The following is a 17,703-nucleotide window of genomic DNA, read 5'->3' on the forward strand; positions in this document are numbered from 1 at the left end:
AACAAATAATATGTTGGCCAGGTATTGTAAAAATATCTTACAGGTATGGTGCTGCCTGCTCCTGATGCTTCCCGCGGCAACGTGGGCGCAGGACAAATCGGCCGCCAATACTGCAATGCAAATAAAAGGCAGGGTGCTCGACAATTTTGGGCATCCGTTGGCAGGCGCCCGGGTGTCCGTGCGGCAAACAGGCAGCTACACCATCACAGGTCCCGAAGGCTTGTATGAGATCAATGCCGTGCCGGGTAATGTGCTTGTAGTAACTCATCCCTCGTTTTTGGTGATCGAACAAAAGATTAACGCAGCAGCGCAAACCAACATTCGCCTGGTGCCGCGTCCATTGCCATTGCAGGGAGCTGCGGCCAACGGGATTTCCGACACGCTCGTGTACGTAGGTAAAACACCCGGCAGTAAAATGCGGGTATTGTATGGCGAAAAGGACGTCAAAACAGCGTTGGGCGCCACCGCCACCATCTATAATGACCAGCTTACTACCACCCCGGCTTCTCTGTATGCATATGCGTTGCCCGGCCGCCTTGCCGGACTCTATACCAAACAGTGGAACGGATGGGCCGCCACTTCGGGTGCAAGTATCACACAGGGCGAATTATTGTTCGATATACCCAACCAGTCGCTCGTAGGTGCTACCGGTACTTCCGATAATAATGAAATGGGATTGTCGCTCCGTGGCCAGTCGCCCATTACCGTGATAGACGGTATTCAGCGCGATATCTACGCCATCGATCCTGAAACGATCGAATCCATCTCTGTTCAGAAAGATGCGTTGTCTTCGATCCTGCTGGGGCAGCGAAGCTCGCGCGGTGTATTGCTCGTTACCACAAAAAAGCCATTACAGGGTGCGCCGCATATTTCACTAACAGCGCAAACCGGGGTTCAAACACCGCTGGGCTTGCTGGATCCGCTGCCTGCGTATCAGTATGCCTATTTGCTGAATGAAGCATTGGTCAACAGCGGACAATCGCCCATCTATACCAAGGAGCAATTTGAAGGATACCGTGCCAATAAGGATCCTTACCTCTATCCCAACGTGAGCTGGAAAGATGAACTGATCGACAAGCATTCCATGCTGAGCCGGTATTCACTCAATATCTCCGGTGGTTCATCCGTAGCCCGCTACCTGGTCAACCTCAATTACACCGATCAACAGGGTATGTTCAAAGAAGGTGGCAACAACTCTTACAGTACACAACTGCAATTGAAACGCTACCTCATCAATACCAAGGTGGATGTTGACCTCAATAAGAACCTGAATATCGCCCTGCAGATCTTCGGGCGTATCCAGGATGGTAACCAGCCTGGCGCCGGCTATCTCAATATTTACCAGAACATGCTGTTGTTGCCCAACAATGCCTATCCTGCACTCAATCCGAATAAGACCTTTGGCGGCTCCACCACCTATCAAACCAATCTCTATGCACAGCTGGCCAATTCAGGTTATATCCTGAACAACGATAAGGAGCTCCTCTCCACAGTCGATCTTACCTACAAGCTCGATAACTGGGTGCCCGGGCTTTATTTTAAAGGTAAGGCCAACGTGTCGGTGCTTACCTCTTCGGTGGTAAACCGCAGCAAGCTGTCGCCGGTATACAAAATGAATGTGAGCGGAGCCGATACCAGTTATGTACGCTATGGAAATATCAGCGACCAGGATAATAAATTCAGCATCACCTCCAGCGGCCAATCCTGGTTTTACCAGGCATCCCTGGGATATAATAAACAAATTGGCCGTCATAACATTGAAGCCGTTACCCTGCTTGATCAGCTGCAAACCACCTACAATTTCGATCTGCCTTCCAAATACACGAATGTAGCCGGCAAAGTAGCGTACAACTTCGACCAGAAATACCTGGTAGAAGGCGCTTTGACTTATAGTGGTTACGATCGGTTCAAGCCAGGCAACCGCTTCTTTTTATTTTATGCGGCCAGCCTCGGTTGGAATATCGCAGAAGAGAATTTTGTAAAGAACAATCTTCCCTGGCTCAACACTTTTAAGTTGCGCGCCAATTATGGTCAAACGGGTAATGCTAACGTAGGTTACTTTACCTGGAGGCCCGCCTACCAGGATCAGTTCCTGAGCTATGGATGGGGCGTCAACAACGTAGGGATAAACGGCGTCTATGAACGTCCGCTCGTGAATGTAAATGCTGAGCCTGAGAAGGCACACAAACTGAACTTCGGATTGGATGTAGCCGTACTGCGGAACCGCCTGCAGGTAACGGCTGAATATTACCGCGATGAATATTATGACCTGATGCAGGGACGTGGACGCAGTGTTGCACTGATGGGCAATGGTTACCCAGCCGAAAACATCGGGCGCAACAAATTCACAGGTACGGAGTTGACCGTGACCTGGCAGGACAATGTGCGCGACTTCAATTACTATATCACAGCGAATGCCAACTTCGCCGATTCAAGGATACTCTTCAGCGACGAGATCGGGCGCCGGTACGACTGGAATGTACGCACTGGTCAAAAAGTGGGAGCTACCTTCGGGTATATTGCCGACGGCCTTATTCAAACACAGGAAGAAGCGGCCAGTTCAGCAACGGTGCCAGGCTATACCCTGCAGCCCGGCGATATTAAATACCGCGATCTTAACCAGGACGGCATCATCGATCAGTTTGATGAAACCAATATCGATGGCAACAAGCCCTTGTTCTTTTACGGCATATCCGGCGGTTTCCAATACAAGGGCTTCAACTTCAGCGTGCTATTACAGGGCGTGCAAAACAGGATCATGTACCTCAATTCCTGGGAGACCGAGTTCGAGTTTGGCGCCATGAACCGTAATGGTACGCTTTACAATCACCACCTCGGCCGCTGGACACCAGAAAATGCAGCCACCGCCACCTATCCACGCCTTACTTACGGATTAAATCCCAACAACCATCTCGGTGGATCTACTTTCTGGCAACATTCGGGCGATTACCTCCGCCTCAAGAATATAGAACTGGGGTACTCGTTGCCCTATAGCTGGACAAAACGACTCAAGCTGGGCGGTGTGCGTGTTTTTGTCAATGCACAGAACCTGCTTACCTGGGCCGAATTCGAAAGAGGTGATCCCGAAGTGAACGGCAAAGAATATCCCATGCAAAAAGTGATCAATACCGGTATCAATATCAAATTATAAGAACAACGAACTATGGTTTGCCACAATAAAAAATATACGTTCAAAGCACTGGCTGCATTCGTGCTGGTGCTGGCCGCGGCCTCCGGTTGCAGAAAAACCTGGGAAGACGTGCCGTTGGAACAATTCACGGAAGAATATGTGTGGGATGTGGAAGATTCGCTGGGCACCAAGGCAAGGGGCTTCCTGGCGGAGGTCTATAAATTGTTGCCCGGCGGCTATAACCGGGTAGGGAGTGACCTGCTGGATGCGGCTGCTGACGACGCGATCTCATCCGCCACCGGCGCTACTGATGTGCAAAGACTGGCAACCGGCAGTTACACCTCGCTCACGAATCCCGACGATAGTTGGAATAACGCTTACAACACGATACGCAGGACCAGCCTTTTCCTCAATAAGTTTGATGTGGTACCGCTCAATATCAAGATGCCCGACGGCAGTTCGGCCAAGAAGGCCTGGCGTTCGGAAGCAAGGTTTATGCGTGCGCTTGCTTATTTCGAACTGTTGAAGCGATATGGTGGTGTTCCTCTCATGGGCGATGAAGTGCGTCAGGTCAATGACAATGTCAGTTTGCCCAGGAATACTTTTCAGGAAACGGTCAACTACATCGTGGCGGAATGCGACAAGGCTGCCGACAGCTTGTGGCCCGACCCTATTGAAGATTCAAAACTTGGGTATGTAACCAAAGGTGCGGCGTTGGCGCTCAAAGCACGCACACTGCTATATGCAGCCAGTCCGCTCTACAATGGGGAAAACATCGAAACAGGCAATACGCTGACAGGTTATACCAATTTCGATGCAGAAAGATGGAAGCTGGCAGCCGATGCCAATAAGGCGCTGATCACTTATGGAAAGTTCTCCCTGGAAACAGAATTCAAAAAGCTGTTCATCAAGGCCGAGAGCCGCGAAGTGATCTTTGCCAAGGTTGGCGGCAGAAATAAGAATGTGGAGACCGACAATGGCCCCATCGGCTACGCGGCAGCCAATGCCAAGGGCCGCACCAGCCCCACGCAGGAACTGGTAGATGCATTCCCTATGAGCAATGGAATGGCGATCACGGAATCTGGATCTGGTTACGATCCTGCATTTCCTTACGCCAATCGCGACCCCCGTCTTACTTACACAATATTTTACAACGGAGCATCGTGGTTGAACAGAAGTATTCAAACCTTCGAAGGCGGACTTGACAAGCCCAATACCAATGTGCAGCAAACACGCAGCGGATACTATATGCGCAAGTTTATGGGTGAATATGAAGCGCAGTCGGCTTACAGCGATGTGTCGCACAATGTATTGTTGTTCCGCTATGCAGAGATACTGTTGAATTTCGCCGAAGCACAGAATGAATATGCAGGGCCCGATCAGGATGTGTACAATGCCGTACAGGCCGTCCGTCAGCGCGCAGGTCTCAAGCCTTTCCAATTGGCTGCCGGCCTCACCAAAGAACAAATGCGGACCATCATACGCAACGAGCGTCGCGTTGAACTGGCTTTCGAAGAACATCGTTACTGGGATATCCGCCGTTGGAAGATAGCAGAGCAGGTGATGAACAGTCCTTTGCATGGCATGCGCATCGATGTGTCGAGTGCCGGAGCTAAGACCTATACCGTCGTTTCGATCCAGCAATCCAAATTCAAGGCACCGTCCATGTACCTCTATCCGGTACGGTACGATGAAGTGGCCAAGAACCCCCAAATGAAACAAAACCCCGGCTGGCAATAATTACAACCACTACTAATTGATCTATATGAACAAAATAACGATAGGGCTCATTATAGGTATCCTCGTTATGCCGGTCATCACGCTGGCGCAGCGAACCATAACCGGCATCGTGAAAGACGATAACGGGCCCGTTGCCAATGCTTCGATCACCGAAAGGGATGTGCGCTCCAATGGAGTATCCGCCGGTACCGATGGCCGCTTTAGCATTACCCTGCGGGGCAAATCCAACATGCTTGTGGTCACGAATGTGGGTTATGTTGAGCAGGAGGTGTCCGTACGCAATACCAATACCGTTGAAATTGTACTGCAGGCCAGCCGTGGCTCGATGGAAGATGTGATCGTAGTAGGCTTTGGCAAAAAGCAGCGGATCACCAATACCGGTTCCGTAAGCACCATCAAAGCCGAAGAGATCAGGCTGGTGCCTACTGCCAACGTGCAAAATGCGCTTACCGGTCGTTTGCCAGGCTTCTATTCGCAGCAGCGGTCCGGACAACCTGGTCGTGATGCGGCCGATTATTTCATACGTGGTGTGAGTTCGCTTAATGCCGATGGAAACAAACCGCTTATTATAGTAGATGATATCGAATACACGTATGTGCAGCTGGCACAGATCAACGTGAATGAGATAGAAAGTATTTCCATCCTGAAAGATGCCTCTACGACGGCGGTGTATGGTATCAAAGGCGCCAACGGTGTACTGGTGGTGACCACCCGCCGCGGACAAAACGGACGCCCACGGGTTAACGTTCGCTCCGAAGCTGGTGTGCAGGTGCCAACCATCAAGCCTAAATTCCTCAATGCCTATCAAACCGCTACGCTGGTCAATGAAGCCAGGGCCAACGATGGGCTGCCATTGCAGTTCACCCAGCAAGACCTGGAGTTGTTCAGGAATGGTGAAGATCCATATGGGCATCCGGATGTAACCTGGTACGATGCGATCTTTAAGACCAATTCGCTCCAGGCCAATACCAACGTGGATATATCGGGTGGTACCAGCACAGTTAAATACTTCACTTCCTTCGGTGCCCTTACGCAGAACGGATCGATCCGCGATTTCTCGAAAGCCGGTGGTGAAAACCTCAATACCAACTATTTCTTCCGCCGCTTCAACTTTCGCACCAACCTCGATATCCAGGCTACCCGTACGCTTAGCCTGCGCCTCGATGTAACTGGCCGTTTCGGCATGGTGAACACGCCCAATACCAACAATATCATGGGCGAGCTATACGATTTCAACCGAATAACGCCCTATGCGGCCCCGATCATCAATCCGAACGGTAGCTATGCATACGCCTACAATACCAAAGAGAGTTTGCCAACGCTCAATGCACGACTGGCGCTTTCGGGCTATACCCGCACCAAACAAAACGACCTGAATATCCTGTTGGGTGGTACGCAGAAACTGGATGCCATTACCCGTGGATTGTCCTTAACCGGTCGGGTTGCCTACGCAAGTACCTGGGATGTGTGGCGCAGGCTGTTGCGCGATCTGCCACCCAGCTATCACTACGACCCGGTTACGAAGCTGCATACCATCGATCCCAGAGGCCGCTACAGCATGCCTACTTATGCGGTGAGTGCAGGGAGCGATATCTCCGACAAGCGGGTCAATATCCAGGCGATCCTCAATTACGATCGCGTATTCGGTGATCACCAGGTAAAGAGTATGATACTCTTTAACCAGAACAGCTACACCTTCAAGAATAATGTGCCGGAGAACTTCCGTGGCTACAGCCTTTCGGCTGGCTACAACTTCCAGAGAAAGTATCTACTCGATGTTAATATTGGTTATAATGGGTCCGATCGTTTCCAGAGCGACAAGCGGTATGGGTTGTTTCCGGCTGTATCTGCCGGCTGGAACCTCGCTGCTGAGCCCTTCTTCGAAAAAGCATTACCCTTCATCAAGCTCTTCAAGTTCCGTGCAGGTTATGGCATGGTGGGGTCTGATGCCGTATATGGCAACCGGTATATCTTCGAACAGGTGTACAATAATGGTGGCGGGTATTCATTTGGCGAAACCCACAGCGGCGCCAATGGCATTCGTGAAGGTATGCTGGGCAACAGCAACGTGACCTGGGAGATCAAGCGGTCGCAGAACTACGCCATCGATGTGAACATGTGGAATGATAAATTGTCCTTTACCCTCGAGCATTTCCGCGATCTCCGGGTCGATCAGCTGGTGTACCGCGGTTCTATACCCAATGTATTAGGTATAGGAACTGCACCGGTCAATATTGGCCGCGTGCAGAACAGGGGATGGGAACTGATCGCTACTTACCAGGATAAGATCGGCGATGTGCAATTCAATATCACCCCCACCTTCTCCTATGCAAAGAATAAGGTGCTATATAAGGACGAAGCATCACAGCGATACCCCTGGCTGGCCGCCACCGGTCACCCCATCAACCAGCCATTTGGATATAAATGGGTAGGCTTCTACGAAAGTGAAGCCGATATCAACAAAAGCGCCAAGCCGATCACCGGTGCCGTAAAGCCCGGCGATCTCAAATATGCAGACCTCAATGGCGATATGGTCATCGATCAAAACGATATGACGGCCATCGGCAAGCCTAACCTGCATACCACCAACGTAGGCCTCACCCTCGGCGTAAGGTACAAGGGATTTGGGGCCAACATACTTTTCCAGGGAGCATACGACTATAGCTTCAGCATTGTAGGCAGTGGTATCGAGCCCTTCAAAAGTCAGTTTCAGCCTATACACTTACAACGCTGGACACCCGATAATACCATCAATCCCGCGTTTCCACGTCTCACTACCGATGCCGGCAGCGTGAACAGTGGCAGCAATTATCCATCGGATTTCTGGCTGATCGATGCGCATTACGTTCGCCTGAAAACCGTGGAACTCAGTTACCAATTGCCCGACAAGTGGCTGCCGCTGAAAGTGAACAATGCGCGTTTCTATGTGAGCGGGTATAACCTGTTTACATGGACCAACTACAAAAAATACCAGCAGGATCCCGAAGTGGCGAGTGGCTCTATCGGCGACTCGTACCTCAATCAGCGGGTGTTGAACCTGGGTTTACAGATTGGGTTATAAACAAGAACTTTGAGGCATGAAGAAACCGGTCCTATTCATACTACTGACCCTACAGCATATTGTTTCCCAAGCGCAAGCGATCAAACAAGGCAGTGTCTACAAAGACACTGCCTTTACTGCTTTTTTCAATCGTGCCGAAGGATGGATCGCCAGCGATGGCGCTTATTCGGTGCAGTTGGCCGATGGCCGGGTGCTGTGGTTGATGGGCGATAGTTATATCGACCATTACGATGCGGCCACCGGAACCATGCCCTGTCTCTTCCAGGTGCGCAATTGTGCCGTGCTTCAGCCAAAAGGCGATTGGAACTGGCGGCATACGAGTACTTTACTGGGCGCCAATAAGAGAAGCTTCTTTAAGAATCATCCCGACAATAAGTTCCTCCTCTGGCCGGGTCACGGCTACCAGCACGGCGACACCCTGTATGTTTACGGCGCCAATATTGAAATGAAGGGAACCGGCGCGCTTGATTTTGGAAGCGGCGGTCGCGATATGATGATGAAACTGAAACTGCCCGAAGTGAAGGTAGTCGATTACGATACCCTGCCCGAAATGGGCGGCATAGCCTTCGGCATGGGTACCTGGAAAAGTAAGGACGGTTATGTATATACCTGGGGCAACAAACAAACCTTCATCAAAAGCAATGTGTATGTAGCCCGCTTTCGGGCGGATGCACCATCCACAGCCTGGACGTTCTGGGATGGAAAGGGCTGGAACAAAGAGGTAGCTAAAGCAGCCGTCATCGGTGAGGCGCCATCAACGGCCATGTATATTACCCGGGTACGCAACAAATTCCTGATGGTCACGACTGAATTCAGCATCGATTGCGACGGAGGCAAAGAAATATACGCCGCTATCTCCGATAAGCCCTTTGGTCCTTTTACTGTCAACAAACGTATCTGGACGATCAACGACACCGTGCAGGGTCATTATCCGTTCTTCTATACACCGGCCATCCATCCGCAATTCCTCAACAGCAGCAACGAACTGCTCATCACTTATTGCATCAATGGATATGGAAAATGTGTACCCTTTTGTGTAGATGGAAGGGCCAACCCCAATTATTACCGTCCGCAGGGCATCCGCGTACCCCTCAAAGAATTGGGCATTCAATAAAAAAGCCAACCAGGCGGATACCTTCGATAGCGGTATTAATGCCTTTGGGTTACATACTTGCATGCATATGAAAAACTTCCATAAAAAGACATTGGCGGCGTTTACTGCCCTCTGCGGTCTGGTGGCCCAGCCCATGGCAGCCAAAGCCCAGGTAGCGCCCTTTAAGACAGGCGATAGGGTGGTGTTTGTCGGCAACAGCATCACCGATGGTGGCCATTACCACTCGTATGTATGGTTGTATTACATGACTCGTTTTCCCAAACAACGCATCGATGTGTTCAATGCGGGGATCGGCGGCGATGTGGCTGCGCAGATCAACAGCCGTTTCGAAGGAGATGTGTTACCAAAGAAGCCAACGGTGATTGCGCTCACCTTTGGCATGAACGATACGAAGTATTTCGAGTACCTGCGTCCCGGCGCCGATGAAATGGCGGCGAAAGCAGTACAAACATCTTTTGAAAGTTACCAGCAGATAGAAAAGAAATTACAGGCGCTGCCTGCTGTGCGTAAAATATTGATGGCATCATCGCCTTACGATGAAACCGTAAAAGGCAAGGGCAACTACTATCCCGGTAAAAGCAAGGCCATGCTAAAAGTTGCCGAATTCCAGGAAGCAGCGGCAAAAAAGAATAACTGGACGTTCTTCGATTTCAACCGGCCCATGACGGCCATCAATCAACAGTTCCAGCAAAAGGACTCTACCTTTACCATCTGCGGTGGCGACCGTGTGCACCCGGGGCAGGATGGGCATATGGTGATGGCCTACCTGTTCCTGAAAGCCCAGGGATTTTCCAATAAAGAAGTGGCCGATGTAGTGATCGATGCGCAGCAGAAGAAAGTGCAGCGTACCGGCAATAGCACGGTTACTGCACTGAGTGTTACACCGTCGGCCGTGCAGTTCAATTACCTCGCCAAAGCATTGCCCTATCCGCTCGATACCATGCCCCGCGGCTGGGGAGCTACCACCCGCCAGTCGGAGGTAGTGAATATTGTTCCTTTTACGCAGGAGTTCAACAGGGAGGTATTCACGGTAAAAGGATTGCAAACAGACAAACAGTATACCTTGCAGATTGATGGAGAACCAGTAGGAAGTTGGAGCGGCGCTCAGTGGGCCGAAGGCATCAACCTGGCCGAGATCAGCAGAACACCCCAATACCAGCAGGCAACAGCTGTTATGTTGCTCAATGAGGAGCGCTGGGAATTGGAAAGAAGGTTCCGCATGCATGCCTGGATGGAGTTCAATGTGCTCAAAGAGCGCGGACTGCTCAATAAAGACGATGTCAATACGATGGATACCGTGCAGGAACTATCAAAGGGCAATGGCTGGATCCGCGGTAACCTCGACAACTATTCCCGCTCGCGTATGCCGGCGATCCGTGCTACCTGGGAAAAACAGATCGAATTGCTGGTGAGCACCATCTACAGCATCAATCAACCGAAGACCAGGAAGTGTATTATCAAACTGGCGAACTAAGCCATCGCGTACCCAACAATTACCATAACCAACCTTCATGGTTAAACATATCATTACCGGCAGGCTATTCCTCACCTTATTGATGGCGGGGAGTAGCCTGCCGCTTTTTGCACAGCAGGCCTGGTTCATCGACGGATACCACGGTGGTATCTGGGGGCACTACCCAAAAGGATACACCAGCTTTGTGATCGACCAATTGCGGCTCAATCCGCAGTGGAAGATCAACCTGGAAATTGAACCGGTAACCTGGGATGCGGTGAAGGCCGATGACAGTGTCGCCTATGCAGCCCTCCGCAAGTATATGGCGGCTCCTGCCCGGGAAAGCCGCGTTGAATACGTGAATCCCGGATACGGACAAAGCTATCTCTATACTGGATCAGGCGAAAGCCTCATCCGCCAATTCAGCTATGGCATCAAAAAACTGCGGGAGCATTTTCCCGGAATAACATTTACCACCTACTCTACAGAGGAACCATGTTTCACCAGTGCCTTACCACAGGTGCTTACGGCTTTTGGCTTTAAATACGCCTCGCTCAAGAATCCCAACACCTGCTGGGGTGGGTATACGCGTGCCTTTGGTGGCGAACTCGTGAATTGGATAGGGCCCGATGGAAGCAGCCTGCGCACCGTGCCACGGTACGCTACAGAAGCATTGGAGCCAAAGTCAACCTGGCAAACCACGGCCTGGATCAATAGTCCGGCTTATATAAAAGCGGCGCTCGATCAGGGTATTCAACATCCGGTGGGCATGACCTTGCAGGATGCAGGCTGGCGCAATGGTCCCTGGCTGAGCAGTAAGAACGATACGGCCAGGTCGCAATACACTACCTGGCGTAACTACTTCGAGCGCATCGCCAATCCTATACTAGCTACCGATTGGAGATTGACGCAGGAAGATATTCAGGTGAGCCTGGTTTGGGGTGCACAGGTGCTGCAACGCATTGCGCGGCAAGTACGCCGTGCAGAAGATAAGCTGGTAATGGCGGAGAAGCTGGCTGCCATGGCAGTGATCAGCGGGTCGCGCAACAAAGCTGCAGGCGGCGCAACATTCGTTTGGCCGCAGGAAGCCTTCGACGAAGCCTGGCAGAATTTGTTGCTGGCGCAGCACCACGATTGCTGGATCGTTCCTTACAACGGCAGGAGAGGAGATACCTGGGCCGATAAAGTACGCAACTGGACAGCGGCAACAGAAAGGATCTGCGACAGCATAGTGGCGGCGGCCAAACAACAGTTGGCGGCACCCTCCGGTATAACAGTGTACAATACTACAGCAGTTGACAGGAATGAATTGGTAAGCTTTTCCCTGCCAGCCGGCAGTCCATTCCCCCCTTCTGGCCTTTCCTTACAAAGCGGCCGGCAATCGCTGCCGGTACAGTTGGTTACCAACGACAGCACCGGCCATAAAGAACTGCTCTTCAAAGCAGCCGTACCGGCTGCCGGCTATAGTAGTTTTAACTTCAGCCATCACAGCCTTTCTACAAAGGGGGCTGCCATTACCCGGCGTAATGAATTGTATGTCCTGGAGACCGATCTGTACCGCCTAACCATCAACCCTGCGCTTGGAGGTGCGATCATCAGTCTCATCAGTAAACAGCTCCAAAACAAAGAATGGATAAAAGCAGGCGCATCGCAATCCTTTAACGGCATGCGCGGCAATTTTCCCGAAACCGGCGGCATTCAGTCCACCGATCGGCAGCCCGCCATCATAACGATACTTGAAAATGGGCCGCTGCGCATCAAAGCAAAGATCAGTGGTACCCTGGCCGGCCATCCATACTATCAGCTCATTACGCTGGTGCAGGGGGAGCCACGCATCGATTGCTCCCTGCACATCGATTGGCAAAAGCACACCACCATTGGCAATGACTATAAGCAAACCGATGGATACAAGGCAGAAGACTACCGCAAAGCGTTCTACGACGATCGGGATAAGCTGCTGCTTAGCTTTCCGGTAGCACTGGCCGGTGAAAAGATCTATAAGAATGCGCCGTTCGATGTAACGGCCAGTCGGCTGGAGAATACGTTTTTTACCACCTGGGATAGTATCAGGAATAACATTGTGCTGCATTGGGTCGATGTGGTCGATCGACAGGAGCAACTGGGAATGGCGCTCTTTACCGATCATACTACCGCTTATGCGCATGGAAAAGGTCAGCCGCTATCGCTCGTGGTACAATATGCCGGCAAAGGACTGTGGGGACGAAATTATGTGCTCGATGGCCCTACCGTCATTAACTATTCATTGCTTCCGCATGCAGGTGCGTGGGATGCAGCCCGTCTGGAGTCGGAAAGAGCCCGGCGCAGCGAACCCTTGCAGGTATCCATCGCGCAGGGAGCTACAGCGGGCGCAAACACGAAGGCAATGGCCACACAGTTGAACACCATGCAGACAGTCAACAGGAAAGTGGCCACGCAAGTGAACGCCACGCAGTCAGGTAACAAGAAGGTGGCGCTTCTACAGGCGAACGCTTCATCGAAAAGTCTCGTTCGTCTTGACAAAGCTGGCTGGGAGATCAGTACCATGACCATCGATGGCAATGACTGGCTTATCCGCTTGTACAATGCCGCTTCTTCCGATAGTGCTGTTACAGTATATTTACAGGCTCCGGCAGTATCGGCCAGTCTGGAGAACCTGGATGGTACCGCCCTTTCTTCACTTGCAATAAGGAAAAATGAAAACGGCATGGTGTCTTTCCTGGTCACAGCGCCGCGGTTTGGCATTCGCACCATCCGGATTTACAACAGTGTAAATTAAACCAACAAGCAAAAGCATTGCAGCATGAAATATGCACTCTTGGCAGCAACGATACTTTGTCATTTAACAGGAACAGCCCAACAAAGCCCGAATGCGATTCAGGCTGTCTCTGCGCAACAGAAGAAAAGATCATCGGCAAGCGCTACGACGCAAAAGCAGCCGGCAGATTACGTGAATCCATTCATTGGCGCCAGTACCAGTACGGGCAAAGCGGGCGTATATCATGGACTGGGTAAAACGTTTCCCGGCGCCACTACGCCCTTTGGCATGGTACAGGTGAGCCCCAATACCATCACCGGCGGCGACAATGGATCGGGCTACAGTTACGAACATACCACCATCGAAGGTTTTGCCTTTACACAAATGAGCGGGGTGGGCTGGTACGGCGACCTGGGCAACCTCCTCGTGATGCCCACCACCGGTGCCTTGCAAACCGTGGCGGGTAAAGAAGCGGCTCCCGAAAAAGGATATCGTTCCACTTATGATAAAGACAGCGAAAAAGCAGCCGCCGGATATTATAGTGTAAAGCTAACCGAGCATAATATTAAGACCGAGCTCACCGCAGCGCCGCACAGCGGCATGATCCGTTTTACTTTTCCTGCACACCAGCAATCGCGCATTCAGATAGACCTGGCCCGCAGGGTAGGGGGTACATCGACGCAGCAATACATTAAAGTGATCGACGACTACACCATTCAGGGATGGATGCAATGCACACCCGATGGTGGCGGCTGGGGCAATGGCAACGGCAAGGCCAACTACACTGTTTATTTCTACGCACAGTTCAGCAAGCCACTCAAAAAGTATGGCGTGTGGAGTGCCGATATACCGGCCGATTGGAAACGCAAGCGCGAGAACATTGAAAGTGAAGCGTACCAGCAAAGAGTGGCCGATGCCGCCATACTGACCGGCGTAAAAGAACAGCAGGCAAAGCACCTCGGCTTTTTCACCGAATTTGCTACCAAAGCCAATGAAGTTGTACTGATGAAAACAGGCATCTCGCTTGTGAGCATGGAAGGAGCTAAGAAGAACCTGCAGGCAGAGATCAAAGACTGGAACTTCGATAACCTGCGTACTGCCGCCCGCACGCGTTGGAATACCGCGCTCAGCAAATTGAGTGTGGAAGGTGCCGGTGACGACGAAAAAGCAGTGTACTATACAGCCCTCTACCATACCATGATCGATCCGCGGGCGATGGCCGATGTGGATGGCCAATATCCTGGCGGCGATGGAAAAACGCACAGCACCAAGGCCTTTACCAAACGCACCGTGTTTAGCGGATGGGATGTATTTAGGAGCCAGATGCCTTTACAAACTATCATCAACCCCGTTGTAGTCAATGATATGGTCAACTCACTGGTTGAGCTGGCCGATCAAACGAACAATCAATACTTCGAACGGTGGGAATTCTTCAATGCCTATAGCGGGTGTATGTTGGGCAATCCCGCCATCTCGGTACTAACTGATGCTTACGCAAAAGGGATTCGCAACTACAATGCCCCTAAAGCGCTCACGTATGCGATCAACTCGAGTGAGAAATTCGGCAATGGAGAGCGTGGCTACGTAGGCGGTGGACTTTCGATATCCTATACACTCGAATATGCTTACACGGAATGGGCTACGGCCAAGATGGCCGGCATGCTCGGCAACCGCGATGCCGAACAAAAATACGGGCAACGCAGCCAGTCGTACAGGAATATATTCGATGGCGGCAGGCAATGGTTCCGCCCGCGCAAAGAGGATGGCAGTTTTGAACCCTGGCCCGAAGAAGGCCGCCTGAAGGAATGGTATGGATGCATGGAAGCCAACCCCTACCAGCAGGGATGGTTTGTGCCGCACGATGTGCCGGGAATGGTAGAGCTGATGGGTGGCCGCGAAAAAGTGCTGGCCGACCTTACTACTTTCTTCGAGCGGGTACCGGAGAATATGATGTGGAACAACTATTACAACCACGCGAATGAACCGGTACACCATGTACCCTTTTTGTTCAACAGGCTACAGGCCCCCTGGCTCACCCAGCAATGGACGCGCTCCATCTGTCAGCGTGCCTATAAAAATTCAGTAGAAGGACTGGTGGGCAATGAAGATGTAGGGCAAATGTCGGCCTGGTATGTGTTGGCAGCCAGCGGACTTCATCCCATTTGTCCCGGCGATACCCGTTATGAGATCACCAGCCCGGTATTCAATAAGATCAGCATCCGCCTCGATCCGCAGTATGCCGCTGGAAAGAACTTCACCATCATTGCCCGCAACAATTCACCGCAAAACATCTATATCCAAAGCGCCAGGCTGAACGGAAAGCCTTACACGCAATGTTATATTACGCATGAACAGCTTGTAAAAGGTGGTGTGCTTCAATTGGAAATGGGGCCATCTCCCAATAAACAATGGGGTAATTAGGCAGGAGATGCCTCCGGCAGAATAGCGGCACACAGGAGGCAAAGTGACTATACGAGTATGAACCAAACTATTCTGGCAGGAGTTGATATCGGTGGGTCGCACATAACAGCAGCATTGATCAATCCGGACACCGGCGCCATCATACCGTCTACCTGGCAAAGAAATGCCGTACACCCCGGTGGCACTGCAACAGCCATTATAGACGGCTGGAGTGCCGTTATAACCGCCTGCTTTGCCGGGCAGCCATCGTTTCCTGCAAGATTGGGCATCGCAATGCCGGGTCCCTTCGATTACGAGACAGGCATCAGCCTCATCAAAGACCAGCACAAGTACGATGCACTGTATGGTCTGAATGTAAAAGAATTGCTGGCCGCGAAACTATCCATAGCGCCGCAGGCCATCACGCTTACCAACGATGCAGCCTGCTTTTTGCAGGGAGAAGTGTATGCTGGCGCAGGCAAAGGGTTTCGATACGTTGTTGGCATTACACTCGGCACAGGCCTGGGGAGTGCCATCTACACAAATGACAAAGCAATAGATGCCGCCTGGTGGAACCGGCCTTATAAAAATGGCATAGCGGAAGACTATCTCTCCTCGCGCTGGTTTGTACAACGCTACCACGAACTCACCGGCCAAGACATCGAGGGTGTTAAACAGTTATTGAATACCCCGGAAGAATTTATCATGCAGCGCATATTCGATGAGTTTGGCATCAACCTCGGCACTTTCCTGGCGGAAGCAATAGGCAACCGGTCAATTGATCAAATAGTCATTGGCGGCAATATAGCGCAGGCTTTTGGTTACTTTGAGCAGGCATTGAACAGCAGCCTGCAGGCAGCCGGCATACATAGTCCGGTACAGCCGGCTATACTGGGCGAGCAGGCTGCCCTGATCGGCGCGGCTACTGCAGGTCTCGAAATAGCCTTGCCTGTCCACAAACAAAAAACGATTGGTTCGCCGCTATGAAAAATGTAACCCTGAAAGATATAGCCGGCAAAGCCGGCGTGGCGCCTTCTACCGTTTCTGCCGTACTCAATGGCAAGGCGAAAGAATCACGCATCAGTGATCAGCTGGCGCAAAGGGTTCGCATCATTGCCGACGATATGGGTTATCAGCCCAATCATACCGCAGTAAGTCTGCGCACCGGCAAAACAAGGGTGCTGGGCCTCATTGTAGAGGATATCTCCAATGTGTTCTTCGCCGCCCTGGCCAAGATCATTGAAGAGGAAGCGGATAGTATCGGGTACAAAGTACTTTATTGCAGCACGGAGAATAATGAAGAAAAAGCGCGCGAGCGCATCCGCATGTTCATGCAGCGGCAGGTGGATGGATTCCTGATCACGCCCACGGCAGGTATGCGGGCAGAAGTGTGCAAGCTGGTAGAGCAAAAAAAGCCCGTCGTATTGATGGATCGCTATTTTCCCGATGTGGATCTCCCGCATGTGCTGGTTGATAACTACCAGGGAGCGCGCATGGCCATGGACCACCTGCTGGAAAAGGGATACCGCCGCGTCGCCTACGTCACCGTTCGCCTCGATCAGATCCAGATGCACCAGCGCAGGCAGGCTTACGAAGCAGCCTTGTGCGAAAATGGGCTGCCGGTAGAAGAAGGGCATATCCTGCAGCTCGATTACCACTGCAAGCCCGAAGAGGCCGTGGTGCAGATAGAGCAATTCCTGGCAGCCAATCCACAACTGGATGCGATATTCTTTGCCACCAACTATGCCGGCGTATATGGCCTCGAAGCCATCAAGCACCTCGGCATCGAAATACCCCGCCAGCTGGCCGTTATCTGCTTCGATGACCATGATATCTTTCGCCTGTACTCGCCCGGCATCACCATCGTCAAGCAACCCGTCGACCAAATCGCCCACACGGCCATGCAATTGCTCATCAGGCAATTCGAGCAAGACCCGCTAACCGATGTGCCTCCCACCGATCTACAGGTGTTACAGCCCGCCCGCCTGGTGGTACGGGGCTCCACCTGATACCCCAAAAAAATATTTTTGAACGAGATGGCGGTAGTCGC

9 protein-coding genes are annotated in these 17,703 nt (G+C 51.7%); all 9 read left to right on the plus strand.

Annotation, left to right across the window (positions count from 1 at the left end; all coding sequences use genetic code 11):
• Positions 1-10: 10 nt before the first annotated feature.
• The 9 genes from P2H89_RS27960 to P2H89_RS28000 all read left to right on the plus strand — a co-directional run bounded on the left by P2H89_RS27960 (position 11) and on the right by P2H89_RS28000 (position 17,662).
• Complete coding sequence (locus tag P2H89_RS27960; RefSeq protein WP_275833365.1) at positions 11-3,151, plus strand: SusC/RagA family TonB-linked outer membrane protein; 3,141 nt, start codon at positions 11-13, stop codon at positions 3,149-3,151.
• A gap of 12 nt (positions 3,152-3,163) precedes the next feature.
• Positions 3,164-4,870: a RagB/SusD family nutrient uptake outer membrane protein gene (locus P2H89_RS27965; protein ID WP_275833367.1), complete on the plus strand. Its 1,707-nt coding sequence runs from the start codon at positions 3,164-3,166 to the stop codon at positions 4,868-4,870.
• A gap of 25 nt (positions 4,871-4,895) precedes the next feature.
• Positions 4,896-7,931: a TonB-dependent receptor gene (locus P2H89_RS27970; RefSeq protein WP_275833369.1), complete on the plus strand. Its 3,036-nt coding sequence runs from the start codon at positions 4,896-4,898 to the stop codon at positions 7,929-7,931.
• 16 nt (positions 7,932-7,947) lie between these two features.
• On the plus strand, positions 7,948-9,045 hold the full coding sequence (locus P2H89_RS27975) for a DUF5005 domain-containing protein (RefSeq protein WP_275833371.1): 1,098 nt from the start codon (positions 7,948-7,950) through the stop codon (positions 9,043-9,045).
• Positions 9,046-9,112: 67 nt separating this feature from the next.
• Positions 9,113-10,519: an SGNH/GDSL hydrolase family protein gene (locus tag P2H89_RS27980; RefSeq protein ID WP_275833374.1), complete on the plus strand. Its 1,407-nt coding sequence runs from the start codon at positions 9,113-9,115 to the stop codon at positions 10,517-10,519.
• 37 nt (positions 10,520-10,556) lie between these two features.
• Complete coding sequence (locus P2H89_RS27985; RefSeq protein WP_275833377.1) at positions 10,557-13,274, plus strand: glycosyl hydrolase; 2,718 nt, start codon at positions 10,557-10,559, stop codon at positions 13,272-13,274.
• Positions 13,275-13,298: 24 nt separating this feature from the next.
• Positions 13,299-15,674, plus strand: a complete 2,376-nt coding sequence (locus P2H89_RS27990) for a GH92 family glycosyl hydrolase (protein ID WP_275833380.1) — start codon at positions 13,299-13,301, stop codon at positions 15,672-15,674.
• Between the two features lie 57 nt (positions 15,675-15,731).
• Positions 15,732-16,640: an ROK family protein gene (locus P2H89_RS27995; RefSeq protein ID WP_275833383.1), complete on the plus strand. Its 909-nt coding sequence runs from the start codon at positions 15,732-15,734 to the stop codon at positions 16,638-16,640.
• Positions 16,637-17,662 (plus strand): LacI family DNA-binding transcriptional regulator, encoded by a 1,026-nt coding sequence (locus P2H89_RS28000; protein ID WP_275833386.1) that lies wholly within the window; start codon positions 16,637-16,639, stop codon positions 17,660-17,662. Before P2H89_RS27995 ends, P2H89_RS28000 begins: the two co-directional genes overlap by 4 nt.
• Positions 17,663-17,703: the final 41 nt, after the last annotated feature.

It is taken from the genome of Paraflavitalea sp. CAU 1676, assembly GCF_029223285.1.
Taxonomy (GTDB): domain Bacteria; phylum Bacteroidota; class Bacteroidia; order Chitinophagales; family Chitinophagaceae; genus Paraflavitalea.